The organism is Chlorogloea sp. CCALA 695 (assembly GCF_003003885.1).
Classification (GTDB): domain Bacteria; phylum Cyanobacteriota; class Cyanobacteriia; order Cyanobacteriales; family Chroococcidiopsidaceae; genus Aliterella.
The window spans coordinates 75,412-100,167 of sequence record NZ_PVWN01000015.1 but is presented as its reverse complement, the minus strand read 5'-3'; the positions used below and the strand labels follow the sequence as shown (position 1 = coordinate 100,167).

Genomic DNA, 24,756 nt, shown 5'->3' with positions numbered 1-24,756 from the left:
ACAGCTTTGTTGGACACTTAGCCGGAGAGTTGTTCCTATGAGTCTCTCACTCAAACCATGCGACATCGAGTCGCACTTACCATGTCATCTGCATAGCGGATTGATGGTTCTATAATGTACTTCCCTGGGGTTTTGTTGGTTATTCTTTTCTTAGTATCCTCGTGATATCTAAGTAGACCTTCAATTCCGTTTAATGCGATGTTGGCTAGTAGAGGACTAACCACACCACCTTGCGGTGTTCCTTGTTCTGGAAACTCAGGGTTTATTCCGGCTTTTAGGCATCTGAATATTCCTGACTTAATACCTTTAGGGGCAGTAAGGTTATCCATTATGGTTGTGTGACTTATCCGGTCGAAGCATTTCTCAATGTCGAGTTCGATGACCCGCTTATTGATTCCATTTGCATGGGAGTTTAGGTTAATCTGTAGGATTTTCTGGGCATCATGTGCCGACCTACCAGGTCTAAAGCCGTAACTCCTAGAATGGAAAGTTGCTTCGTGTGCTGGTTCTAAGGCATATTTTGCGAGGCATTGCCAAGCTCTATCCGCGATAGTTGGGATTTTAAGCATTCTGGTACTGCCGTCTTTTTTAGGGATGGGAATACTACGCAATTTCTGGTGTTTCCAGTTATTGCTCGATGCCTTCAGCGATTTCTCTAGTTCGTATCGCTCCTCAAAGGTGAGGGACTTCTTACCGTCGATACCTGCTGTCTTCTTTCCAGCGTTTAGCTGAGTTACTTGGCGAATTGCCAGTAATCTAGCCGCTTTGGACTTCAGAATAAGTTTTTGAAGGGACATTGCTTTTCGCTTGTCGCCTGCTTGAACTGCTTTAAACACTCGCTTTTGTAGGCGGAATAAATTACGTCGGAATTGCTTCCAAGGTAATGTCTTCCAAGATTCACTAGCGATGTCGCTGTGCCTAATCATGCTCGTACTCCGTAAAGTGTCTTCTGAATATCTTGCGGCAATTACGCCGCATCCTACCCGAATCAAAGGGGTTCCGTATCTCGTCTTACCTACTTGGAACTCGACCGTTCCTAGACCTTTGATTCGTTTTTATTCGTTCCCTCAGATGATTGTTAGTTCTTTTAGGTGTAGCCATTTTGACCATCAGATACCTAGGGTTCAAACTGCTAACGAGAACATATTGCAGTAGGTATTATCTCTGATGAAGTCAGGGTTTTTGAGTTATGCCCTGCTTTTGCTTGGGTCACTTTTCTAGGCTCGGTTTCACCATGAGAACGCCCCATTAGCGCCAGTGTCAACTCATAACAGTTGTCTGATTGCACCCTGTTCCCAGCTACAGCCTGCAAGAATCGAGCTTGCTCACTGTGGGCAGATAGGGAGTCACGCCTGAACCTGGCGGGTAGGGCTTTCACCTACATCAATCTGAGAGTTCAGCGCAAGATGTGGGAGTCTTGGCTGGGTTAGTTATGTACGGACTGTTTACCGTGATTTACTAACCAACGAATCGCACACTCTTTAGCAATCGATCAGCTAGGAGTTATTTTTATTACTGCTCTTGATAGTTCCAAAGTAGCCCACCATCGACAAAGAATGTCGAGCCAGTTATATAGTCAGCGTCAGAAGAAGCTAAAAAAGTAGAAATCGCACTGACATCTTTAGGTTGTCCTAAACGATTGAGGGGAATATTTTTGAGCAAAGCGCCTAGAGCGGTAGGATCGTTTAATAGTTTACTATTCATAGGGGTTGCGATCGCCCCTGGTGCTACGTTATTGATAGTAATGCCGTAAGGGCCCAATTCTACAGCTAAGTTGCGAGTCATCATCTTTAAACCGCCTTTACTAGCACAGTAAGCCGTAAAGTTGGGAAAAGGTAATTCTTCGTGTACGGAGCTAATATTAATAATTTTCCCAGTACGCTTTGTTTGCATCAAATGCTGCACAAAAAATTGCGTCGCAAAAAAGCAACCTTTTAAGTTGATATCTAGCACCTTGTCATAATCTTCCTCGGTAACTTCCCAAAAAGGTGCATGAGTTTCTATTCCGGCATTATTTACTAAGATATCTAGTTGACCAAAATATTCGATACTTGAATCAATTAGCTGACGAAGCTCGCTAACAACGCTAATATCTGCCTTAACAATTAAGCCTTTACTTCCCGTAGCTTCCACTTGTTTTAAAGTTTCTTCAGCTTCAGTAATGTCAGAACGATAGTTAATGACGACACTCGCTCCGGCGGCGGCTAAACTAATTGCAATGTCTTGACCGATTCCCTGACCGCTACCTGTGACTACAGCAATTTTACCTGCAAGCTTCATCTAACTAACCTCTTTCGATTTGTATTGGCTGAACCAAGCCGTAAAGATCCTAGACTATCCCAATAGCTGAAACCTCAACCAAAATAGAGATAAAGCCCTAAATATTTGCTCTAATTGAAATCTTTGTTTATCCTCTAGCTATGAAGTCAAGAGGACCAGAGAGAAGTTGAGCGAACGATCTTTAGCAATCGAAGAACAAGCTTGGGAAACGCTAGAAAAGTCAATGATTTATTACCACGAGAAACCCATTGGCACTATAGCCGCTCTCGATCCAGGTATTGATGCGGCAAACTACGATCAGTGTTTTATTCGAGATTTTGTTTCCTCCGCCCTCGTGTTTCTAATTAAAGGTAAAGCAGATATTGTCCGCTTCTTTTTGGAAGAAACGCTAAAATTGCAACCGAAAACAACCCAATTGGATTGTTTAAAGCCTAGTCGGGGCTTAATGCCAGCTAGTTTTAAAATTGGGTTTGCTAATGGGCAGGAATATTTAAAAGCTGACTTTGGCGATCATGCGATCGGCAGAGTTGCGCCAGCAGATGCGGGTTTGTGGTGGATTATTTTATTACGCGCTTATACTATTTCTACCGAAAGTAAAGAGTTTGCTTCTCGTGGCGATCTTCAAGAAGGGATTAGATTAATCCTAGAACTATGCTTAGTTACTCGCTTTGATATGTACCCAATGGTGTTAGTTCCTGATGGTGCGAGTATGATTGACCGTCGTTTAGGACTCTACGGACATCCCTTAGATATTCAATCGTTATTTTATGCAGTTTTAAAAGCCAGCTTAGAATTGCTAACTCCAATTAAAGAAAATCAAGCAATTATTCAAGCTGTGCGTAACCGCTTAGATCCCTTAATTAAGCAACTCCGGGAAAATTACTGGTTAGATGCCGAGCGATTAAATGTAATTTACCGCTTTCAAGTAGAGGAGTATGGCGAAGAAGCCCTCAATCAGTTCAATATTTATTCTGACTCTATCCCTTTTTATCGGTTGGCGAAATGGCTACCTGAAGCTGGGGGCTACTTAGCGGGAAACTTAGGGCCAAGTCAGTTAGACTGTCGGTTTTTTTCTTTGGGTAATTTGATGGCGATTGTCTCTTCTTTAGCTAACGAGCAACAATCTCATAGAATTTTAAACTTAATTGAATTGCGCTGGAGTGACTTAATTGGTGAAATGCCGATGAAACTTTGTTATCCAGCTTTAGAAGATGTTGAATGGAGAATTGTCACAGGGGCAGATCCAAAAAATCGTCCTTGGTCTTATCACAATGGCGGAAGTTGGCCAGTTTTATTGTGGATGTTGACGGCGGCAGCTAAAAAAATGGATAGAGGCGAATTAGCCCATCATGCGATCGCAATTGCTGAAAGAAGATTGCTAGAAGACCACTGGCCTGAATACTACGATGGCCCCGATGGTCGCTTAATTGGTAAAGAAGCGCGTAAGTATCAAACTTGGACAATTGCGGGGTATTTATTAGCCAAGGAATTGATTGCTAATCCCAGTCACCTGAAACTGATTACTTTCGATGCTTGAGAAGTGATGAGCAGACGGCAGCGTTAAAATTATTAATGACTATTACGCGCTGCTTTTATGTCTCCTTCTGCCAATACTCCTGACGCTAAAAATACCATTCGCATTCGTGGCGCTAGACAACACAACCTCAAAAACATTGATTTAGAACTTCCGCGCGATCGCTTAATTGTCTTTACAGGGGTTTCCGGTTCGGGTAAGTCTTCCCTAGCTTTTGATACAATCTTCGCCGAAGGTCAGCGCCGTTATGTAGAATCTCTCAGCGCCTACGCCAGACAATTTTTGGGACAACTAGATAAACCGGATGTAGAGGCAATTGAGGGATTAAGTCCGGCTATTTCTATCGATCAAAAATCTACTTCCCACAATCCTCGCTCTACGGTGGGTACTGTTACAGAGATTTACGACTATTTGCGTTTGTTATTTGGACGGGCGGGAGAACCTCATTGTCCAATTTGCGATCGCTCTATTGCCCCTCAAACTGTCGATCAAATGTGCGATCGCATTCAGGACTTGCCCGACGGTACGCGCTTTCAAATCCTTGCTCCCGTCATTCGCGGTAAAAAAGGGACTCATCGCAAATTACTCTCTAGTTTAGCTTCCGAAGGTTGGGTGAGAGTGAGGGTAAATAATGAGGTTCGAGAGCTATCCGACAACATCGACTTAGATAAAAATTATACCCATACTATTGAAATTGTTATTGACCGCCTAATTAAAAAACCAGGTATTGCAGAGCGTCTATCTGATTCTCTAACTACTTGCTTACGTCTTTCCAGTGGAATTGCGGTGGTAGACTTCCTAAATGATACATTGGGTAAGACAGGTGGAGTCCAGCCTGATAGTAAGTATAACCTAACTGGCGAAAAAATAGCAAATGAAAATGACGATTTAACCTCTACAAATACACCTAATTCCTATCAACAAGAGTTGATTTTTTCCGAAAACTTCGCCTGTCCAGTACATGGCGCAGTTATGGAAGAATTATCACCGCGTTTGTTTTCTTTTAATTCTCCCTATGGTGCGTGTCCAAACTGTCACGGATTGGGTAGCTTACAGAAGTTTGCAGCCGAGCTTGTAGTTCCAGACCCCCAAGCACCTGTATATGCGGCGATTGCTCCTTGGTCAGAAAAAGATAACTCTTACTACCTATCTCTGCTTTATAGTGTCGGACAAGCGCACGGCTTTGAGATTCAAACTCTGTGGCATAAACTCACTGACGAGCAGCAGCAAATAGTTTTACATGGTAGCGACAAACCCGTATGGATAGAAGATCGTAAAGATTACAGGCGTTACGCTGGAGTGCTGCCTATTCTCCAGAAGCAGTACAAAGAAGCTTCAGAGTTGCAAAAGCAAAAGTTAGAGCAGTATTTGGTTAACCAGCCTTGCGAAGTTTGTTTAGGAAAAAGGTTAAAGCCCGAAGCGCTGACTGTAAGGTTGGGACAGTACAGAATTACCGATCTAACAGGCGCATCAATTGGGGAGTGTCAGCAGAAGTTGCTAAAAATGCAACTAAGTAATCGCGCCTTACAAATTGCTGACTTGGTGCTAAGAGAAATAAAAGCTAGGCTGCAATTTCTCTTAGATGTGGGTTTAGACTACCTCACCCTAGATCGTCCTGCTATGACACTCTCAGGAGGCGAAGCGCAGCGAATTAGACTTGCAACGCAAATCGGTTCGGGATTAACGGGGGTATTGTACGTTTTAGATGAACCGAGTATTGGTTTGCATCAACGAGACAACGGACGATTGTTGCAGACTTTAACAAAACTAAGAGATTTGGGTAATACGCTAATTGTTGTCGAACATGATGAAGAAACTATTAGAGCGGCAGATTATTTAGTAGATATTGGCCCCGGTGCGGGTGTTCATGGCGGTTATATCACTTCTCAAGGCAATTTAGAAACCTTATTAAACGCCGAAGATTCGCTGACAGGTGCGTATTTATCAGGAAAACGAGCGATCGCAACTCCAAAACAACGCCGCGAAGGAAATGGGCGGAATTTATCGATTAAAAATGCTTGTCGCAACAACTTACAAAATATTGATGTAGAGATTCCTTTAGGTAAACTTGTTAGCGTTACCGGGGTTTCGGGTTCGGGAAAATCTACTTTAGTTAACGATTTACTTTACCCAGCTTTGCAACATCAACTAACGCGCAAAGTTCCCTTACCTCAAGGTTTAGATCAAGTTGAAGGTTTAAATGCTGTGGATAAAGCGATCGTTATTGACCAATCTCCCATTGGGCGTACTCCTCGTTCTAATCCAGCGACTTATACAGGAGTTTTTGATGTAATTCGTGAAGTATTTACCCAAACAATCGAAGCAAAAGCTAGAGGTTACAAAGCCGGACAATTTTCTTTTAATGTCAAAGGTGGACGTTGCGAAGCTTGCGGAGGACAGGGGGTAAATGTGATTGAAATGAATTTTTTACCTGATGTTTACGTGCAGTGTGAAGTTTGCAAAGGTGCGCGTTATAACCGCGAAACTTTGCAAGTCAAATTTAAAGATAAATCCATTGCCGATGTTTTAAATATGACGGCGGAAGAAAGTTTAGAGTTTTTTACTAATATTCCTAGAGCCGTGAATAGATTGCAGACTTTAGTAGATGTAGGCTTAGGTTACGTGCGATTAGGACAACCAGCAACTACTTTATCTGGAGGTGAAGCGCAACGAGTGAAATTAGCATCAGAATTATCCCGTCGTGCTACCGGAAAAACTCTTTATTTAATTGATGAACCAACTACAGGCTTATCTTTTTATGATGTACATAAATTACTAGATGTGCTGCAAAGATTAGTAGATAAAGGCAATTCAATTTTAGTAATCGAACACAATTTAGATGTGATTCGTTGTTGCGATTGGGTAATAGATTTAGGTCCAGAAGGGGGCGATAAAGGCGGCGAATTAGTTGCTATAGGTACACCCGAGGAAGTAGCAAATAATCCGCGTTCTTACACGGGACAATATTTGAAACAGGTATTGCAGCAACATTCAATAAAATGAAAATTTCACTACCTAAAATATCAACACTCCCACCACTTGAAAATTTGTCCGAATGGTGAGAGTGTGAAAAACTAATAGGTAGCAGTTAAAAATTAATGAAGGATTTTTGGGAGGGTTGCGGCGCTGGTAGCTGGTAGAAAAATAGCAAATAGATCAGTGAGTAGAGAGAGATTTTTTTTGTTGCTAAAGTGGGATGCTGGGATAATTTTTTTCTGTCTCTGATTTTAGGTGCGACTTCTCTAAACATCCAACCACCAAACAACATCATGGTAGCAAAAGCTATAAAAAATAGAAGCATAAAGCCTCCTGCTTGTAGATATGGACAGTAAATTGTTTTACTAGGCACAAGCTAACAATAAAAGCAAGCAACGGCAATATTTATTAACCAAAATCGCAAATTGTAACGACTAGGCATAATTTTCTCAGAAAGCTTCTAGGTTTAATAACAGTTGAAGTCTTTGGAATGGAAGCTTAGGCAGACTTTGTATGGATTGGGTAAATATGAGAAAAAATAGTATTTCCGAGAATAAATTAGGGTAATAGTTAAATCAATAGGGAATATTTACTTATGGAAAATTCTTTTGATCGCTGGCAAGATTGGTTAACAGTATTTGGTTATGTAGGTTTTACAGTTTTTGTAATGTGGCGCGTTTTTAGTACGAAATAAAATGGATGCGATTAAATACTTTATAGGTTTGGTAATATTTTCAAGCATTGGCTCGTTTTTGATTGTAGATGCGATCGCATTTTTTAAACTCTTAGGTAAAACGAACAATCGTTTCTTGTTTTCGGACTTCCTTCGCCTTGTGGTTTTAGCGGGGATGGCTGCAATTGGTTTTCTGCTGGCGAAAGAAACCTTTGTTAAACCTAACGATGGGACAGTATTTTTAGGTATGGGCGCGATCGCATCCTTCACTTTGTACGCCCTAGGAATCAAACGGAGAATGGCTGAGAAAAAAAACATCAATAAGCAGTAAGCGAGGAATTTTTTAATAATGAACCAGTTAGCAACCAATCGTCTAATAACTATTGCCGTTAGCCACTATTGTGAAAAAGTAAGATGGGCGCTGGAATGGTTGAAGATTCCTTATGTAGAAGAATGCCACGTACCAATTTTTCATCGTTTGACTACCCGGAGATATGGAGGTAAAAGCGTTCCGATTTTAATCACCCCAACAGGTGTTTTTAAAGACTCAACGGATATTTTGCATCATCTCGATGCGACTTCGCAAGCACCGCAGCATTTATATCCTATTGATCCTAATCAACGCCAAGAAGTAGAACAACTTGAAGAATTATTTGATAGTAAGTTAGGCGTACATATCCGCCTTTGGGGGTATCAATATCGAGGATTAGATAACCGCGAAGCTATGCGAGAAATGTGGTGTGAAGATGCGCCTAGATTTGAAAAAATTGGATTTGAATTTGCATTTCCCCTCATGAGTCGCATAGTTCAACGTGTTTACAAGGTTTCTGCTGCTAATGCTGCTAGTTCGTTACAAGAAATCAAACAAATTTTTGCGCTAGTAGCGGAGCGTTTAACCGACGATAAGCACGGGTATTTAGTTGGCGATAGCTTTAGCGCTGCGGACTTGACTTTTGCTGCATTGGCGGCTCCGATTTTACGACCAAAAAATCATCGCGCTACAAAATTTCTCCGTAGGGAAATAGCGCCACAGATGGCAGAAGTAGTTTTAGAATTACGTCAAACAAAGGCGGGGAAGTATGCACTACGCCAGTACCGCGAACATCGCTAAATATTAGCCACTAACCAACTTTTGAAAGCGCGGAGATTTGGCAATTTCTGCAAAATCTTGTTCTGTTTTTGCATCTTCTTTGTAGCGAGGATTGATTTCAATTGCCTTTTGCAAGTTCTCAAGAGCTAACTTCAATTGTCCTTGGAGAGCGTAAGAGAGAGCTTTGTTGTAGTAAGGAGGCGCATAAGTGGTATTAATCTCTAAAGCTTTGTCAAAGCTGGCTAGGGCTTCTTCATCGCGCTCTAATTGCACGAGTAAATAGCCTTTAGAATTCCAAGCTTTGTAGGAATTGGGGTTAAGTTCAATATTTTTGTCAAAAGAGGCGATCGCATCTTCGTATTTTTCTAGCACTTCTAAAGCCATCCCCCGATTTAACCACGCTACCGCATCTTCTGGCTGAATTTGTACAGCGCGATCAAAGGCTTCATAAGCCTCTTGGTGGCGTTGGAGTTTTCCTAAAGCTACACCTTTATCAACCCAAGCTTGGTGATAATTGGGAGAGAATTTGATCGCGTTGTCGTAAGATGCGATCGCATCCTCGTACTTTTGCATTCTCCCTAACACGATTCCACGATGAAACCAAGCTAGATAATTATCTGTTTGAGTTTTTACTACATTGTCGAAAGAAGAAGTTGCATCTTCGTACCTTTTTAACTCTTTGCAACTTAGCCCTCGATAGTACCAACTATCGGGATTAATGGGGTTAAGTTCTAATTCATTGTCAAAAGAGGCGATCGCATTTTCATACTGTTTTAAGTGCCAAAATGCCATACTGCGATCGTGCCATACTTCCGGGCGATCGCGGTTGATTGCTAAAGCCAGATCGAATAAGGCGATCGCATCAGGGTAATTTTCCGCCGTTAGTTGTGCTTTTCCCTCATTTATATAGTCTTCTGGATTAACAAATAATTGAGGATGATTAGATTTAAGCTTTTCTAATTCTGCTGTTAGCGGTTGAATTGTTTGAGTTATTTCTGCAAAAGCTACTTCTACTAACGATTGGGGAATATTACTTGCTAACTGTTGTAATATTTGCTCTTTTTGGGTTTTAGCATCTACTTGTACTTGCTCTAATTCTGCGGCTAGTTTATCTTCTAAAGTATTTAATTTATCTAAAGCTACATTTTTGCGTGTTTGAATTTCTGTTTGCAACGCCGTAAGTTGAGCAGCAAAATCTGTTTCTAATTTTTTTACACTTTCTGCTGATTGGGCTTCTTGTAAGTGGATTGTTCCTTGAGATTTTTCTACTTGGCTGGCAAAATTAGTTTCTAAAGCTTTAAGGTTTTGTAAATCTGCTTCTACCTGTTCCTGCATTTTTATTTGATATTGAGCAACTTGAGCAAGAATATCAAAATGCAATTGTTCTAACTGTTTTAAACTTGAGTCTTGTTGTTGTTGAACTTGCTGCTTTGCTTGAGCTTGAATTTCTGCTAATTGTGGCGCTAGTTCTGAATCTAACTTACTCAAATTTTGCTTAATTATATCCTGCTGTTTTTGTGCTTCTATTTTTAACTGCGCTATTTCTTTAGCAACTTCATTCTCTACCTTTTTTAGGTTAGCTAAAGCTATATTTTTTCGCTCTTGAGTTTCCGATTGAATGTTAGCTAACTGTTTAGTTAAATCTGCTTGAGTTTGTTGGAAGCTTTGGAATATCTTTGTTTTTTCTTGTTGCAACTCGGCTTTAAACTTGGGAGCAAGTTCGCGTCCTAAATTTTCTATATTTTGCACTAAAGAGTTTTGACTACTTGCTGTTGCTATTTGCAACTTGCTTAAACTTTCGCTAAACTCTATCTCTGACCTTTGAAAGTTTTGCAAAACTATATCTTTCTGCTTCTGTAATTCGCTCTGTAGCTGGGGAGCAAGCTTTGCTCTTGACTGTTCTAAGTTTTGAATCAATAGCTTTTGTCTAGTTTCCGCTTCTATTTGTAAGCTACTTAATTGCTCAACAAAGTCTGCTTCTGACTGCTCCATATTGTGCAAAGCTATATCTTTTTGCTCTTGCAAAGCCGTCCTAATTTGAGGAGCAAATTCCGTATTTAGCTGTCGGAGATTTTGCGTTAATAGATTGTGTCTGGTATCTATTTCTATTTGTAGCTTTTTCACCTTCTCTGTAAACTCTACTTCTAACTGCTGAATGTTTTGGCTGATTTCATCTTTTTGAGTTTTCAAATCTGCTTCCAGCCGATTAGGAAAATCCGCGCTTAGTTGTTCAAGATTTTGAATTATTGATTGTTGCCTTTCCTCCGTTTTAACTTGCAATTGATTCAAAGCTTTAATAAACTTTGATTCTGATTGTTTTAAACTTGCTACTACCTCATCTTTTTGTTGCTGAAGAACCGTTAATTCTTGGGGAAGGTCTGCCTTTAATTGAGTTAAATCTTTGAGAATCAAAAAATGTTGTTTTTGCGCGTCGTTTTGTAATTCTTGCAAGCGTTCTGCAAAAACTGTCTCTGATTCTTCTAAAGTATGCTTGGCTCTATTTATTTGTGTTTCTAGGTTTGTTAAAAGCTGGTGTTTTAAGCGTGTGAATTCTGCCTGATGGCTAGATAACTGCTCTTTTTGTGTCGCCATTTCTTGATGTAAATCTTCTGCATCAGTATTTAGATCGTCGGCAGTATTTTGCGCGGAAACTATAGTATTTTCAACTAACTTATTTGCTTCAGCAAGTTTTATTTCTAATGCTTCTAAATCGTGGAGATTGGTTTTAATTGCTTCAGCTAATTGTTTAACTATTTTGCGCCGGGTTGCAAATAAAGTTGCGATCGCAATTACTAGCAGCAACACCAAAACACCCAGGAGTATATTAAACAGGGTGACAGTGCGATTAAATTCCCGACTCGCTTCTGTTTGCGTTACCGAGCTTTGAAGTGGGGTTTGCTGCGCCAAAACGGGTGACAATGACGATAGTACGCTCAAAGACAACAGGAAAGTAATTAAATGTGTAGGTTTGCGCTGCATTGAAATGTCTCCTGTGCCTATGAGCCAAATTGATAAATCGCTTATCTTAATTTAAGATAAACAACTCTTACTCTATCAATGTCTCTAGTTGAAAGATAACAGAAAGGTTGTTTGCAGGCATAGCAACGGTTTTGACTAAATTAAGTTGTTGAGATTTGGCAACAGCGACTACTTTATCTAAATCTCTGACACCCCAATTAGGATTTTGCTCCCGTAAGCTTTCGTCAAAAGCAATATTACTGAGGGAAGTATGCTTTCCGCCGTGAGTAAAAGGGCCATAGAGATACAAAATACCGCCGGGGGGTAAAATCTGCCTCGCACCAGCCATCAAGCCTAGACAAGCTTCCCAAGGGGCAATGTGAATCATATTAATGTTGACGATCGCGCTAATTGGTTCAACTCCTAATTCCCAATTTGGCTGACAAGCATCTATAACAATTGGTGGATATAAGTTTTCAGCCTTAGTATAACTTCTCCAAGCATTAATACTAGCGATCGCTAAAGGATTAGGATCTGTTGGTAGCCAATGGCGAGGAGTAAGACGAGGTGCAAAAAATACCGCGTGTTCTCCTGTACCGCTAGAAACTTCTAAAACTGTACCTGTAGGTGGTAAAACTTCTAAAAGTACCTCTAAAATTGCCTCGCGGTTACGTTCGGTTGCTGGCGCGTATTGTCTAGCATCAGGATAGTTATTCAACTTTACAGCGCCCTTCTAAGTTACAAAGCCTTTGAGTGCGATTGCGTTCGATGGTAGCTAAATCTGGTCTTCCAGTGAGTTTTAGCCGCCAAGATGCCCAGATACTATACAGAGTATCAGCAATAAAACCAATTACAGGCAATTTGGTTATAGCGTAAATCCACCCCATCCCCAAAACTTCGTAAACTCGGCGAAAAACCTCTACGTTTTTAACAATTGTACCGTCTGGTAGTACGGCGTGGATTCTTCCCATTGCTGTTTTGAAGTCAATATTGCCGTTGTCTTCGCTTTTATATAAGTCGTCTGCTATATCTACAAAAGCTACCAATCCTCGCCCAGCATCCCGTTTCTGCAAAAAGTTGACTTCGCGCAAGCACAAAGGGCATTCACCGTCGTATAACAGCTTAATTCGCCAAGGTTGTGTAGCCGTTGATTCCTGAAACTGTGTTTTCGACGAGAGCATAATGATTTAGATATGTAAATGTAGCTATCTTCTATTTTAAGAAATATTAAGCGGTAATATGCACAGAAAATTGGGAATTGGTCATTGAGAATTTTTACCCGTTACCCTGTAATTAAAGTATTCACACATAGAGAAATAACTATGATTGACCTTTACTACTGGACAACGCCAAACGGTCACAAGATTACGATGTTTTTAGAGGAAGTGGGTTTACCTTACAATATTATTCCCATTAATATCGGATCGGGCGATCAATTTAAGCCAGAATTTCTCAAAATTGCTCCTAATAACCGGATTCCGGCAATAATCGACCGCGAACCCACGGTTGGCGGCGAACCTATATCTGTATTTGAGTCTGGGGCGATTTTGCTGTATTTAGCTGAGAAAACTAATAAGTTAATTCCTACCGATGTGCGCGATCGCGTAGCGGCTTTAGAATGGTTATTCTGGCAAATGGGAGGATTAGGCCCAATGGCGGGACAAAATCATCATTTCAATCGTTACGCACCCGAAAAAATCCCTTATGCGATAGACCGTTATATTAACGAAACGGGACGCTTGTATGGCGTGTTAAATAAGCGCTTAGAATCCAGAGAATTTGTTGCTGGTAGTTATTCAATTGCGGATATTGCTTCCTATCCTTGGATTACAGGTTATGAGTTGCAGGGTCAAAATTTAGATAATTTTCCTCACCTCAAGCGCTGGTTTGAAGCAATTAAGGCGCGTCCATCGACTATTCGCGCTTACGAAAAGGCGGAGGCGTTTAAGGATCAACCCCTTGATATTGAAAAGTCGAGACAGTTATTATTTAACCAGTCTGCAAAGACTATCGGCGACGCTTAAATGTTTCCTAGTTTTTTGCCCTACGAAGTTAATTTACTGCAAGAAAATAACTCAATAGCTTTAGCAAAAGGTATTAAACGAGCGCAAATTAGGACTTCTTTAAGCCAAAATGCTATCGCAACTTCTTACGTTTGCCAAGGTACAGGAACGCCAATACTATTACTACATGGTTTTGATAGTTCTGTTTTAGAGTTTCGCGCCCTTTTCCCTTTACTGGCTAAAAGCAACCAAACATGGGCGGTTGATTTATTGGGTTTTGGATTTACCCAAAGATTACTAGAAATTGATTACAATCCCAGCACAATCAAAACTCATTTATATGCCTTTTGGCAAACGCTAATCAACCGCCCAGTAATGCTAATTGGTACGTCTATGGGAGGTGCTACCGCTATAGATTTTACTTTGTCCTATCCCCATGCTGTTGAAAAACTTGTATTAATCAATAGTGTAGGTTTTAGTGGTGATTTCCCTTTAGGCAAATTGTTATTTTCGCCTTTAGACTACTTGGCAATGGAGTATTGGCGACAGCGCAAATTGCAAGCATTATTTTTAGGTAGTAAGTTCGGTAATTTAAAGCCTGGAGAAATTGAAGCGATTAGATGTGCGGTACTACACTTAGAAATGTCTAATTGGCAAGCTGCAATGATGAGCTTTACTAAAAGTGGCGGTTATGGTGACTTGGTGGGAAAAATTGCCCAAATTAATACGCAGACATTAATTTTGTGGGGTCAATTAGATGAGACATTGCCGAAAATAGACGCGGAAAAGTTTAATAGAGTGATCGCCCATTCTCGGCTACTATGGCTTGATTGTGGTCATGTTCCCCATTTAGAGCGATCGCAAATTGTAGCAAATCAGTTACAATTATTTAATAATTCCGGCATTAAAAACTTGCTCGGCGGTCAAATTTAAGTCTTTTAAAGTTGGGGATTTAATAACTTCGCCTAACCGAAATTGACTAACTTGATACTCGTCTTCAACTAAACTATAAACAGAAATTGTCGGTTGTTTGGGGTCGCCGATATGACGCTTACCGCCCAAACCTAAGTAGTCTACAATCCAGTATTCAGGAATGCCTAAAGTCTCGTAGTCTGTAAGCTTGTGTCCGTAGTCGGTGCGCCAATTAGTGCTAACAACTTCGATAACCAATCTAACAGAATTACCAACTGTGATAATTGATTCTCTTTCCCATCTAGGATCGCTTGTAATAGCTTGTCTATCTACAACTATCAAATCGGGTTCATAGCCAGAGCGATCGCTATCAGACTTAATTACGCACTCTTTGGGTATAAAGTAAGGGAGTTGGTGCTGTCTAATTGCAAAGTTAAGTTCTGCGGCAAGAAAACCTGCTATTTCTGAGTGTTTCCCAGTCGGTTTAGGCATTTCGACAATTATGCGATTGTGCAATTCATAACGAGATTCTGACTTTTCTGGATACCAAGCAATAAACTCGTCAAAGGTTACTTGTTTAGATATGGTCTGAATCATAACTGATAATACAGGTAATTTTAAAATTGCCTTGGTTGCTCTTGGCGACTTCTACTATTATTTAAGATTATCCCCAAAACGAGCAAACTCAACGTTAATAGTAGGAGCATTAACCAATCTCCAGCACGCACATACAATGTTTTTGTTTCCCGACGATAAATAGTTGCAGCGTGTAATTGATAAGTATTGAGCTTAGATATCCACTCTGTTTTGCCGTGGGGATCGACAATTCCAGAGTAACCCGTATTTGTTGCTCTTACTGCCCAGCGATCGCTCTCAATTGCCCTCATCACATCTTGAGCATGGTGTTGAGCAGGCATGGCGGGACTGTAGTGGGCGTTATTAGCAGCGCTGAGGATAAATTGACCTCCTAGAGCAGTTTGGCGGCGTAAATGCTCACCAAAGGCGGATTCATAACAAATACTTGTGATCGCTCGTCCAAAAGGTGTGTCAAATACTTGGTTGTCTGCACCTGCAACTTGATGGGCTTCTAAGGGGGAAAGTCTATTAATTAATGTTCCTAAAACTTCTGTAAAGGGTATATACTCGCCCAGAGGTACTAATTTTACTTTGTTGTAGCGGCTGTAAATTTGTCCTGTACCTGTAAGCGTAAACAAACTATTTGTATAGCTGCTTCCTTGTTCTCCAAAAGCTCCCAACCAAGCAACAACACCTTTTTCGCGCACTGCTTGATAAAAAGAACTACTTGGTATATCTCGCCAAAACAAAGGCAAAGCTCCTTCGGGGGTCAAAACTGCCTCAACTCCTTGATCAGCAAGAGTTTTGTAGCCAGTAGTATAACCTTCAATCGCCCGACGTAAACCACCTTCGTAAAGCTTGATTTCGTTCGGAATATTCCCTTGAATAATGCCTATTTTTAAAGCGGTTTCCGGGGTTTTGATTAGTGGCTGACTGGCTAATCCCCACCCAATTAAATGCAATCCGATTAGTAAAGAAGCTGCATAACTTAAGTAAGTTCTACTACGATTAAGCCAAGCTTCAGCAATTAACAAGTTAACTGCAACTAGAGCGGCGGTTACTGCCGTAGTACCCGATATTTGACCTAAATGTAAAATTGCGATGTTGTGGGGGCTTTGAGTATAGGCGAGCGTAGTCCACCACAATGCGCCCCTACTCCAAATACTTTCTAAACCGCACCATAAGGTTGTACCAACTAAAACGCGGAGGGGAAAAGTTAACTTTTTTCCCAAAAAAGTCATGCTAGTTGCCCAAACTGCAACTAAAGCCGCTCCCCACAGTGTAAGAAATATCCAGCAAAAAGCAGCGATCGCTAAACTAGCAAACCAAGGTACTCCCATCCATGTCATCGGATGAATGCCAGTAATCCACCAGATCGCTACACCGTGATAGCCAATTCCCCACAGCAAGCCGCAAAGGAAAATATTAGTTTTCCTTGGCAAACGATCTATAGCCCCCCTACCCCCCCAATTCTGGGGGGAATCAAATCTAAAGTCCCCCAAAGTTGGGGGATTTAGGGGAGGCTCCTCAATTAGTGCAAGAGATTTATTAGCTGTCGCTTCAACAATTAAAATCCATAACGGTGCTAAAGCAATCCAAGCTAAAAACCATGCGCTTACAGGTGCAACAGTTAAACCCATCAACACCCCAGCGATTAAAGCAATAAAAAGCGGGAGAAAACCCCCCGCTTTTATATGTTTACTCTTCCTCAACATCATCAATGACATTAGGCGGTACTAAAGCAACATCGGCGATCGCATCGTCTTCATCCAATCGTTGCACTCTTACCCCGGTAGCGGTTCTAGACTGCGTAGGAATAGCGTTGACGGTTTGACGAATAATAATTCCGCGACTTGTCACCATCATTAATTCATCATCAGTGTTGACAACACAGAGGGCTGCAAGTTTGTCTTGGGTTTTACGGGGTTTAAATTTGGTAGCAATTTTCCCCTTGGTTGCCCGGTTGTACAGCTTAAACTGAGCCACCGGAACGCGCTTACCATAGCCTCCCATAGTAATAATTAATACCCAAGGGCCGGTTCCCTCAGTAACCGTTACTTCTTCACCTTCAGCAATTTCAGAAATTTCTATTTCATCAATTTCAACTTCCGTTTCCGTAACTTCTATTTCATCAATTTCGACTTCCTCGGCTTCAGTATCTAAGATGGGCAAAGTAGCAAGAACAGCACTAGGCAATATATCCATCCCAATTAGCTCGTCGCCAGCTTTAAGTTTCATCGCTCTTACGCCGCGAGTTGCTCTACCTAGAGGGCGCAATTGTTCTTTATTGGTTCTAAAGTGAATTGCCATCCCCGAACGCGAACCGATAATGATACTGTCTTCATTTCTCGCTCGTCGTACCCACCGAAGCTCATCGCCATCTTCTAAAGAAATCGCAATTAATCCATTTGCCCGAATATTACTAAAAGCTGCTAAATCAGTTTTTTTGATGTAGCCATTGCGAGTCAACATTACCAAGTATTCATCGCTAGTAAATTCGCTCACAGGAACGATGGAAGTAATTTTTTCATTTCTAGGGATGGGTAACATCTGCACAATGGGCGCACCTCGGCTAGTGCGGGATGCGGCAGGGATTTGGTAAGCCCTCAGAGAATAAACTACACCGCGATCGCTAAAAAATAATATGCTGTCATGATCGCAACAAGTTAGAAAATGCTCAATCCCGTCATCTTCTTTAATTTTTGCCCCAGCTTTACCGCGCGTTGCTCTACTTTGCGCCTCAAAAGTGCTTACAGGCATCCGCTTAATGTAACCTTGCTCTGTCAGCAAAATTAAAGCTTTTTCATTGGCAATTAAGTCAATGTCTCCCAGTTCCCCTAAATCTCGCTCAATTACTGTGCGTCTGGGGGTGGAGTGAGCAGCTTTTATTTGCCCTACTTCAGTTTCAACAATTTCTAAAATCCGTTCGCGTCTTGCCAATATGTCTTGCAAGTCGGTAATTTGGGTTTGCAAATCATCGTGTTCGTTGCGGATTTTATCAGCTTCTAATGCTGTCAAGCGGCGCAGTTGCATCTGTAAAATTGCATCGGCTTGTTGTTCGCTAAGAGAGTAAGACTCAATCAACTCTACTTTGGCTGTCGGTGAATCGGCGGCTTGACGAATTGTGATGATAATTGCATCTAAATTAGCTAGAGCAATTAGCAAGCCTTGCAATAGATGATCTCGTTCCTCAGCTTTACGCAATTCGTACTGAGTGCGGCGGGTAATCGAAACGATGCGGAAGTCTAAAAATACTTGTAAAAACTGCCGCAGGGTTAGCAACTGAGGATCGTTATTCACCAGCGCCAGCATATTTGCGCCAAAGTTTGCTTGTACAGGTGTTTGCTTGTACAGATTGTTTAGCACTACGCGGGGATAGGCATCGCGCTTAAGTTCTATAACTACTCGCATCCCATCGCGATCGCTTTCGTCCCGAATATCAGAAATTCCTTCTAGGCGCTTTTCGTTCACCATTTCGGCGATTTTCTCGATTAGCGCTGCCTTATTTGTCTGGTAAGGCAATTCTGTAATAATAATCGCTTCTCGGTCAGGACGACCTCTTTGTTCGATGGTTTCAATTGTTGCGACTCCGCGCATACAAATTGAGCCGCGCCCAGTAGTATAAGCTTCTTTAATTGCTGCTGTGCCTAATATCTGCCCTCCGGTAGGAAAGTCTGGACCAGGAATGTATTGCATTAATTCCAGATCGGTAATTTCTGGATTGCGAATTAAAGCAACTAACCCATCAATTACTTCACCCAAATTGTGGGGGGGAATATTTGTCGCCATCCCGACAGCAATTCCCGATGAACCATTAAGCAATAACTGGGGAATCCGTGCGGGTAGTACAGTGGGTTCTTGTTGCGAACCGTCGAAGTTATCGCTAAAGTCTACCGTTTCTGCTTCTATATCTCGTAATAACGAGTCCCCGGTTAATGACTGCAAGCGACATTCGGTGTATCGCATTGCGGCGGGGGGATCGTTGTCTATCGAGCCAAAATTACCATGTCCGTTGATGAGGGGCGATCGCATAGAAAAGTCTTGCGCCATCCGCACCAAGGCATCATATACCGCCGTATCTCCGTGGGGGTGATACTTACCCAATACTTCCCCGACTACACGGGCGCATTTACGAAACGGGCGATCGGCGGTTAGTCCTAGTTCGTGCATTGCGTAAAGAATGCGGCGATGCACAGGTTTCAGACCATCCCTGGCATCTGGAAGCGCCCGACCTACAATTACGCTCATCGCGTATTCTAGGTAAGACCGGGACATTTCATTACGCAAATCGGTGGGGATAATCCTCTCCTGAGAGATCGTCATAGCTCAAAAAGCTCCAAAAACCTGAGATTTTAATCGACAAACTCAATAAAGCGCCAAATTCTTCCAAATAGCTGCTATATTTATGTCATTTTCTGTTACAATCTTAACACATTTTGGGGTCAACAGGGCTTTAAATTAAGCTCTTTTTCTGTCTTCAGGTAGTGGAAAGCAGACAGGGAAAAAATCTAAGCTAAAGCATCCCTGGAAAATATATTTATGAATAGCGAAACAACCCCAAGTCAAGCCGAAAAAAGTACAGAAAACGAAGAAGTCGAACTAAGCGCAGAAGTTCTAGATCGCATTAAGCATCCGCCAGCTATTGAAGATGCGATGATGGATTTAAGCCCCTCTGAACGTGCCAGCAACCCAGCAGTAGCACCGCAAATGTACGAAGCATCAGGCAATGAAAGAGATGACTTGAAGCGCGATGAATGAGTAAATTATTTTGCAACTGATTCGAGATATTGGCGAAAAAGGACTTTTAGAGAGGTTACAACGTTTTTGTCCTACCGAAATTATCGGCGATGATGGGGCAGTAATTACCACATTACCGGGACATAACTTAGTCGTAACTACAGATGTATTAGTAGATAAAGTACATTTTAGCTTAGGCACTACTTCCCCGGAAGATGCTGGATGGCGTGCTGTAGCAGCTAATCTATCAGATTTGGCAGCAATGGGCGCAACTCCTCTAGGTATTACCGTCGGTTTGGCACTTCCGGGAGATGTGGCGGTTAGTTGGGTAGAACGTTTATATCAGGGAATGAATCAATGCTTGCAAACTTACAATACGGCAATTATCGGCGGTGATGTTTGCAAGTCGTCGGTTATTACTGTTGCAATTACAGCTTTTGGACAAGTTGAACCCTGTGATGTTATTCGCCGCGACGCAGCTAAAGTAGGAGATGCGCTCGTTGTAACTGGGGTTCACGGGGCATCACGGGCAGGATTAGAGTTATTATTACATCCAGAATTAGGGAAATTATTAAGGGAGTGCGATCGCCTATTATTAATTAAAGCCCATCAACGCCCCCAACCTAGACTAGATGTATTGCCAATACTTAAACAAATTGCTCCACAAGTTGCCGGGATGGATAGCAGTGATGGATTAGCAGATGCGGTATTACAACTATGTAAAGCTAGTTCTGTAGGCGCAACCATTGAACGTCAAAATATCCCCACACCTAGCGCCTTTACTAATTGGCTATCTCAAAATCAAGCCTTAGACTATGCTCTATACGGCGGCGAAGACTTTGAATTAGTGTTATGTATGCCCATAGTTCAAGCTCAATCGATAGTCCAAAAACTTAGCAGCGCGGCAATTATTGGTACAATTACAGCTAATCAAGAAGTAGTATTATGCGATCGGTTTAATCAAAACCCCGATCAGCTACTAAGTGGCGATCGCAGCTTTCAACATTTTTAATTTGTTAATCCAAATTTTTACCAACAACTACAGCATTGATTTGGCAATGAGACGTTGCAATGCAACGTTTCTACAGGGATTTTGATTCCAAAACGGACAACCCATCAAAATACCTAAACAAAAACCCCGACGAAGCTATCTACCTCAACCGGGGTTTTATTACTTTAAGCTGTGATTACACGCTTAAACCCACTTTTGAGCCATTAATTCAGCCAAATCAACTACCCGTTGACTGTAGCCCCACTCGTTGTCATACCAAGCCATGACTTTAACCATGTCGTTACCCATAACCATTGTTAGACTCGCATCTACAATCGAAGATGCGTCATGACCTTTGTAGTCTGACGAAACTAAGGGTAAATCGCTGTATGCCAAAATGCCTTTAAGAGGGCCTTCTGCTGCTTCTTGCAAAACTTTGTTTACTTCTTCGGCGAAGGTATGTTTCTCAACTTGAATTACCAAGTCTACCATCGAAACGTTAGGAGTAGGTACGCGCAAAGCTACACCATTTAGCTTACCTTTTAATGCTGGCAATACTAAAGAAACAGCTTGGGCTGCACCTGTAGAAGTTGGTACAATATTCATTGCGGCTGCTCTTGCCCGTCTAACATCGCGGTGACTAGCATCTAATAAACGCTGATCTCCCGTGTAGCTGTGGGTAGTAGTCATTGTCCCTTTGATGATGCCGAACTTTTCGTGCAACACTTTAGCAATGGGCGCTAGGCAATTAGTTGTACAACTAGCGTTACTAATTACAACGTGCTTTTCGTGGTTGTAATCGTGGTCATTCACACCCATGACAAACGTGCCATCGTCATTTTTGCCTGGGGCAGTAATTAAAACTTTTTTAGCACCAGCTTTTAGATGCTTTGATGCCCCTTCTTTGCTGACAAAAACCCCTGTAGATTCAATAATTAGGTCAATATCCCAATCTTTCCAAGGCAAATTTTCGGGGTTGCGATCGCTTGTACATTTAATGGTCTTGCCATTAACTATTATGGAGTTGTCATCAGCACTAATATCCGCACTGTGCAACGTTCCTAGCATGGTGTCATACTTGAGCAGGTGAGCGTTGGTTTTTGGATCGGAAGTATCATTGATGGCGACAAGATCGATATTACTATTTTCTCGACCCAGCCAGCACCTTGTAAAGTTGCGCCCGATGCGTCCAAACCCGTTGATCGCGACTCTAATCACAGCGTCTTGCCCTCTGGTGTGTGTTGAATAAACTTTTGGTATTGAACCACATCATATCGCAAAGGGCGGTTCATTATAACTTGCTGTTATTGAGCTTGCCGAAAATATCTAGTTTCCTTCATATTTAACTCACACAGGAGTTGCAATGGGTGTATTTTTGGACAACTTTTAATTTGGCGATCGCTCTTTAAAAGGATATTTTAAGTATTCCTCATGAGAACTTACGAAATATTTAAGTTGTTAATCTGCAAACAAAAGTTAAAAGAATCTTAGATACTTATAACTATTAAAATGGCTGTTTGCCTTGCCATTACTCCCTTGTACGGTGCATTAATCTAAAAATCTATCGTAATCCACAGGAAAAGAATTTACAGATTGTACTATCTACAAAATCTAATTATTGATATGATAGCGCGTGACATTCATCCCGGATTGGTTGGTGTGATGGGGTGTAAGGAGCAAATATGCCAAATTCTGTTGATTTACGCGGTAAACCATTTCATTTCATTGGTATTGGCGGAATTGGAATGTCTGCCCTAGCTTATATTTTGGCTAAACGCCAACTACCTGTATCAGGCTCAGACACTCGCTCTAGCAACATTACTCAAAAATTACAAGCCCTTGGAACGCAGATATTTGACTGCCAAGCAGCCAGCAATTTAGAATTTTTTAGTTCAAAAAGTAATTCCTTACCCCAAGTAATCTATTCCACCGCCATAAATACAGCAAATGTAGAGTACAAAGCAGCGCTAGAAAAGGGTTGTTTGTTGATTCATCGCTCGGACTTATTAGCGGCTTTGATGGAGGAGTATTCAAGTATTGCTGTTGCCGGAACTCACGGTAAAACTACCACAAGTAGCGCCATTGGCTATATGCTTATGGAATCGGGGATTGACCCTACAATCATTGTGGGTGGAGAAGTAGCAGCTTGGCACGGCAACGCTAGATTAGGACAAAGTAAGTATTTAGTCGCCGAAGCTGATGAATCGGATGGTTCTTTGGTTAAATTATCGGCGGCGATTGGCGTAATTACAAATATTGAATTAGATCATCCCGATCATTACGCAGACTTAGAACAAGTAGTAAACACATTTTTAACTTTTGCTAGTCGCTGCGATACTACGATTGGGTGCATTGATTGTCAAACCGTAAAAAATCGCCTTAAACCAAAAATTAGTTACAGTTTGCAACCAGAGGGAGCAGATTACACCCTGAGCGATGTTGAGTACCGCGCCGATGGCACAACCGCTAAGGTGTGGGAGCAAGGGCAAGTTTTAGGAGTATTGAATCTACGATTGTTGGGTAAGCATAATTTAAGTAATGCGATCGCATCGGTTGCTGTAGGTAGATTGTTAAAGCTAGATTTTGATACTATTGCCCAAAGCCTAGCTACCTTTGTGGGTGCAAGTCGTCGGTTTGAAGTGCGCGGCGAAGTAAACGGAATTACTTTTATTGATGATTACGCCCACCACCCCAGCGAAATCAAAGCCACCTTAGAATCAGCGCGTTTGCAAGCAAAGCCGGGAGCAAGAGTAATAGCAATTTTTCAACCCCACCGTTATAGTCGTACCTTGACTTTTTTAACAGAGTTTGCTGAGTCTTTTCTCAAGGCAGATTGGGTTGTAATTACAGATATTTATAGCGCGGGAGAGCAAGATTTGGGACTAGTTAGCAGTCAAAAATTAGTAGCACTAATTGCCCAGCACCAAGAAAGAGTAACCTACCAACCGAGCTTAAACGATGTATCTAGTTTTTTGGTTGAAAAGCTCCGCCCTGGAGACATTGCTTTATTTTTAGGAGCGGGAAACCTCAATCAAATTATCCCCAGTGCGATCGCATCTATTAGTCAAATATCTGCCTAAAAACTATATGTATTCACAAGCCACCGAGTGTCAAATTAAAGCTCAAGTATCTCTTGCTACTTTAACCTCCTTTCGAGTAGGAGGCCCCGCCGAGTGGTACGCCGCACCGCGTAATTTAGACCAATTAAAAGCTAGTTTTGAATACGCCGAAACGCGAGATTTGGCAATTACGATGTTGGGAGCAGGATCGAACTTGCTAATTAGCGATCGCGGGATTCCGGGCTTAGTCATTAGCACTCGTCACCTGCGCCATAGCGAATTTGATCCCCAAACAGGTACAGTCACCGTCGCCGCCGGAGAGCCACTACCAAGATTAGCTTGGCAAGCAGCCGAAAGAGGCTGGCAAGGCTTGGAATGGGCGGTAGGGATTCCAGGAAGCGTTGGGGGGGCGGTGGTAATGAATGCTGGCGCTCACAAAACCTGTATGGCAGATATGTTAGTTAATGCTGAAGTGCTTTTACCATCGGGGCAGATAGAGACGCTAAGTTTAGAGGAATTAGGTTATAGCTACCGTACTTCATTGCTGCAAGGAAGCGATCGCCTAGTTACTAAAGCCACTTTGCAACTCCAACCCGGCTTTGATTCAAGTTTAGTAATGGCAACTACTGGTCAGCACTTAGAGCAACGAAAAAAGAGTCAACCTTACCATTTGCCCAGTTGTGGTAGCGTATTTCGCAATCCTCTACCTTATACGGCGGGTTGGCTAATTGAACAAAGCGGACTCAAAGGCTACCAAGTGGGGGCGGCGCAAATAGCTCAACGCCATGCTAATTTCATCTTAAATTGTGGCGGCGCTAAAGCCAACGATATTTATAGCCTAATTAATCATGTGCAACAACAAGTACAGCAAAATTGGTCTGTATGGCTGCATCCAGAAGTAAGAATGCTAGGAGAATTTCAACCGATTGGTTATTAGCGCTAGGAATTTCCTCAGCCCATCTATAAT

At 41.8% G+C, this 24,756-nt stretch carries 18 protein-coding genes and 1 pseudogene; 10 read left to right on the top strand and 9 right to left on the bottom strand.

Annotated elements, in window-relative coordinates; translation table 11 throughout:
• Positions 1 to 77: 77 nt before the first annotated feature.
• Both C7B70_RS10655 and C7B70_RS10650 read right to left on the bottom strand, forming a co-directional pair.
• Positions 78 to 926: pseudogene (locus tag C7B70_RS10655) on the bottom strand (reverse transcriptase N-terminal domain-containing protein); the annotation flags it as partial.
• 586 nt (positions 927 to 1,512) lie between these two features.
• Complete coding sequence (locus C7B70_RS10650) at positions 1,513 to 2,280, bottom strand: glucose 1-dehydrogenase (protein WP_106369023.1); 768 nt, start codon at positions 2,278 to 2,280, stop codon at positions 1,513 to 1,515.
• Positions 2,281 to 2,446: 166 nt separating this feature from the next.
• Between C7B70_RS10650 and C7B70_RS10645 the strand changes: the two genes are divergently transcribed.
• The 4 genes from C7B70_RS10645 to C7B70_RS10625 all read left to right on the top strand — a co-directional run bounded on the left by C7B70_RS10645 (position 2,447) and on the right by C7B70_RS10625 (position 8,574).
• A complete protein-coding gene (locus C7B70_RS10645; protein ID WP_106369022.1) occupies positions 2,447 to 3,817 on the top strand; it encodes a glycoside hydrolase 100 family protein in 1,371 nt (456 codons plus the stop codon).
• A 57-nt stretch (positions 3,818 to 3,874) separates the two neighbouring features.
• Complete coding sequence (gene uvrA, locus C7B70_RS10640; protein ID WP_106369021.1) at positions 3,875 to 6,817, top strand: excinuclease ABC subunit UvrA; 2,943 nt, start codon at positions 3,875 to 3,877, stop codon at positions 6,815 to 6,817.
• 668 nt (positions 6,818 to 7,485) lie between these two features.
• Positions 7,486 to 7,794, top strand: coding sequence for a hypothetical protein (locus C7B70_RS10630; RefSeq protein ID WP_106369019.1), 309 nt, complete (start codon positions 7,486 to 7,488; stop codon positions 7,792 to 7,794).
• Positions 7,795 to 7,812: 18 nt separating this feature from the next.
• Positions 7,813 to 8,574, top strand: coding sequence for a glutathione S-transferase family protein (locus C7B70_RS10625; RefSeq protein WP_106369018.1), 762 nt, complete (start codon positions 7,813 to 7,815; stop codon positions 8,572 to 8,574).
• A gap of 3 nt (positions 8,575 to 8,577) precedes the next feature.
• Here the strand turns inward: C7B70_RS10625 and C7B70_RS10620 are convergent, their stop codons facing one another.
• The 3 genes from C7B70_RS10620 to C7B70_RS10610 form a co-directional block, all read right to left on the bottom strand.
• Complete coding sequence (locus C7B70_RS10620) at positions 8,578 to 11,532, bottom strand: tetratricopeptide repeat protein (protein WP_106369017.1); 2,955 nt, start codon at positions 11,530 to 11,532, stop codon at positions 8,578 to 8,580.
• 67 nt (positions 11,533 to 11,599) lie between these two features.
• Entirely contained in the window at positions 11,600 to 12,229 is a 630-nt protein-coding gene (locus C7B70_RS10615; RefSeq protein ID WP_106369016.1) for a DUF938 domain-containing protein, read from the bottom strand.
• A complete protein-coding gene (locus C7B70_RS10610; protein WP_106369015.1) occupies positions 12,222 to 12,692 on the bottom strand; it encodes a thiol-disulfide oxidoreductase DCC family protein in 471 nt (156 codons plus the stop codon). Before C7B70_RS10610 ends, C7B70_RS10615 begins: the two co-directional genes overlap by 8 nt.
• A 141-nt stretch (positions 12,693 to 12,833) precedes the next feature.
• On the opposite strand from C7B70_RS10610, the gene C7B70_RS10605 reads away from it, so the two are divergent.
• Positions 12,834 to 13,535: a glutathione binding-like protein gene (locus C7B70_RS10605; protein WP_106369014.1), complete on the top strand. Its 702-nt coding sequence runs from the start codon at positions 12,834 to 12,836 to the stop codon at positions 13,533 to 13,535.
• Positions 13,536 to 14,447, top strand: coding sequence for an alpha/beta fold hydrolase (locus C7B70_RS10600; RefSeq protein ID WP_106369013.1), 912 nt, complete (start codon positions 13,536 to 13,538; stop codon positions 14,445 to 14,447). It begins immediately after the preceding gene.
• On the opposite strand, the gene C7B70_RS10595 is transcribed toward C7B70_RS10600, so the two are convergent.
• Genes C7B70_RS10595 through gyrA form a run of 3 tightly spaced genes read right to left on the bottom strand, consistent with a single transcriptional unit; the run spans position 14,400 to position 19,325 of the window.
• Positions 14,400 to 15,023: a Uma2 family endonuclease gene (locus C7B70_RS10595; protein WP_106369012.1), complete on the bottom strand. Its 624-nt coding sequence runs from the start codon at positions 15,021 to 15,023 to the stop codon at positions 14,400 to 14,402. The genes C7B70_RS10600 and C7B70_RS10595 overlap by 48 nt on opposite strands.
• A gap of 20 nt (positions 15,024 to 15,043) precedes the next feature.
• The gene (gene lnt, locus C7B70_RS10590) at positions 15,044 to 16,642 is read right to left on the bottom strand and encodes an apolipoprotein N-acyltransferase (protein ID WP_199192187.1); all 1,599 of its coding nucleotides are present in this window, start codon (positions 16,640 to 16,642) and stop codon (positions 15,044 to 15,046) included.
• 58 nt (positions 16,643 to 16,700) lie between these two features.
• The gene (gene gyrA, locus C7B70_RS10585; RefSeq protein WP_106369010.1) at positions 16,701 to 19,325 is read right to left on the bottom strand and encodes a DNA topoisomerase (ATP-hydrolyzing) subunit A; all 2,625 of its coding nucleotides are present in this window, start codon (positions 19,323 to 19,325) and stop codon (positions 16,701 to 16,703) included.
• Between the two features lie 216 nt (positions 19,326 to 19,541).
• Here gyrA and C7B70_RS10580 point away from each other — a divergent pair, with 216 nt between their 5' ends.
• Complete coding sequence (locus C7B70_RS10580; protein WP_106369009.1) at positions 19,542 to 19,760, top strand: hypothetical protein; 219 nt, start codon at positions 19,542 to 19,544, stop codon at positions 19,758 to 19,760.
• 7 nt (positions 19,761 to 19,767) lie between these two features.
• Positions 19,768 to 20,751, top strand: coding sequence for a thiamine-phosphate kinase (gene thiL, locus C7B70_RS10575; RefSeq protein ID WP_199192186.1), 984 nt, complete (start codon positions 19,768 to 19,770; stop codon positions 20,749 to 20,751).
• A 183-nt stretch (positions 20,752 to 20,934) separates the two neighbouring features.
• On the opposite strand, the gene C7B70_RS10570 is transcribed toward thiL, so the two are convergent.
• Positions 20,935 to 21,948, bottom strand: coding sequence for a type I glyceraldehyde-3-phosphate dehydrogenase (locus C7B70_RS10570; RefSeq protein ID WP_106369007.1), 1,014 nt, complete (start codon positions 21,946 to 21,948; stop codon positions 20,935 to 20,937).
• 464 nt (positions 21,949 to 22,412) lie between these two features.
• Here C7B70_RS10570 and murC point away from each other — a divergent pair, with 464 nt between their 5' ends.
• Positions 22,413 to 23,810 (top strand): UDP-N-acetylmuramate--L-alanine ligase, encoded by a 1,398-nt coding sequence (murC, locus tag C7B70_RS10565; protein WP_106369006.1) that lies wholly within the window; start codon positions 22,413 to 22,415, stop codon positions 23,808 to 23,810.
• A 7-nt stretch (positions 23,811 to 23,817) separates the two neighbouring features.
• Positions 23,818 to 24,726: a UDP-N-acetylmuramate dehydrogenase gene (murB, locus tag C7B70_RS10560; protein WP_106369005.1), complete on the top strand. Its 909-nt coding sequence runs from the start codon at positions 23,818 to 23,820 to the stop codon at positions 24,724 to 24,726.
• Positions 24,727 to 24,756: the final 30 nt, after the last annotated feature.

Excerpts from the sequence above, each read along its gene's own strand:
- C7B70_RS10650 (WP_106369023.1), bottom strand. The coding sequence starts at position 2,280 with ATGAAGCTTGCAGGTAAAATTGCTGTAGTCACAGGTAGCGGTCAGGGA.
- uvrA (WP_106369021.1), top strand. The coding sequence starts at position 3,875 with ATGTCTCCTTCTGCCAATACTCCTGACGCTAAAAATACCATTCGCATT.
- C7B70_RS10630 (WP_106369019.1), top strand. The coding sequence starts at position 7,486 with ATGGATGCGATTAAATACTTTATAGGTTTGGTAATATTTTCAAGCATT.
- C7B70_RS10625 (WP_106369018.1), top strand. The coding sequence starts at position 7,813 with ATGAACCAGTTAGCAACCAATCGTCTAATAACTATTGCCGTTAGCCAC.
- C7B70_RS10620 (WP_106369017.1), bottom strand. The coding sequence starts at position 11,532 with ATGCAGCGCAAACCTACACATTTAATTACTTTCCTGTTGTCTTTGAGC.
- C7B70_RS10610 (WP_106369015.1), bottom strand. The coding sequence starts at position 12,692 with ATGCTCTCGTCGAAAACACAGTTTCAGGAATCAACGGCTACACAACCT.
- C7B70_RS10605 (WP_106369014.1), top strand. The coding sequence starts at position 12,834 with ATGATTGACCTTTACTACTGGACAACGCCAAACGGTCACAAGATTACG.
- C7B70_RS10600 (WP_106369013.1), top strand. The coding sequence starts at position 13,536 with ATGTTTCCTAGTTTTTTGCCCTACGAAGTTAATTTACTGCAAGAAAAT.
- C7B70_RS10595 (WP_106369012.1), bottom strand. The coding sequence starts at position 15,023 with ATGATTCAGACCATATCTAAACAAGTAACCTTTGACGAGTTTATTGCT.
- lnt (WP_199192187.1), bottom strand. The coding sequence starts at position 16,642 with ATGGGTTTAACTGTTGCACCTGTAAGCGCATGGTTTTTAGCTTGGATT.
- gyrA (WP_106369010.1), bottom strand. The coding sequence starts at position 19,325 with ATGACGATCTCTCAGGAGAGGATTATCCCCACCGATTTGCGTAATGAA.
- C7B70_RS10580 (WP_106369009.1), top strand. The coding sequence starts at position 19,542 with ATGAATAGCGAAACAACCCCAAGTCAAGCCGAAAAAAGTACAGAAAAC.
- murC (WP_106369006.1), top strand. The coding sequence starts at position 22,413 with ATGCCAAATTCTGTTGATTTACGCGGTAAACCATTTCATTTCATTGGT.
- murB (WP_106369005.1), top strand. The coding sequence starts at position 23,818 with ATGTATTCACAAGCCACCGAGTGTCAAATTAAAGCTCAAGTATCTCTT.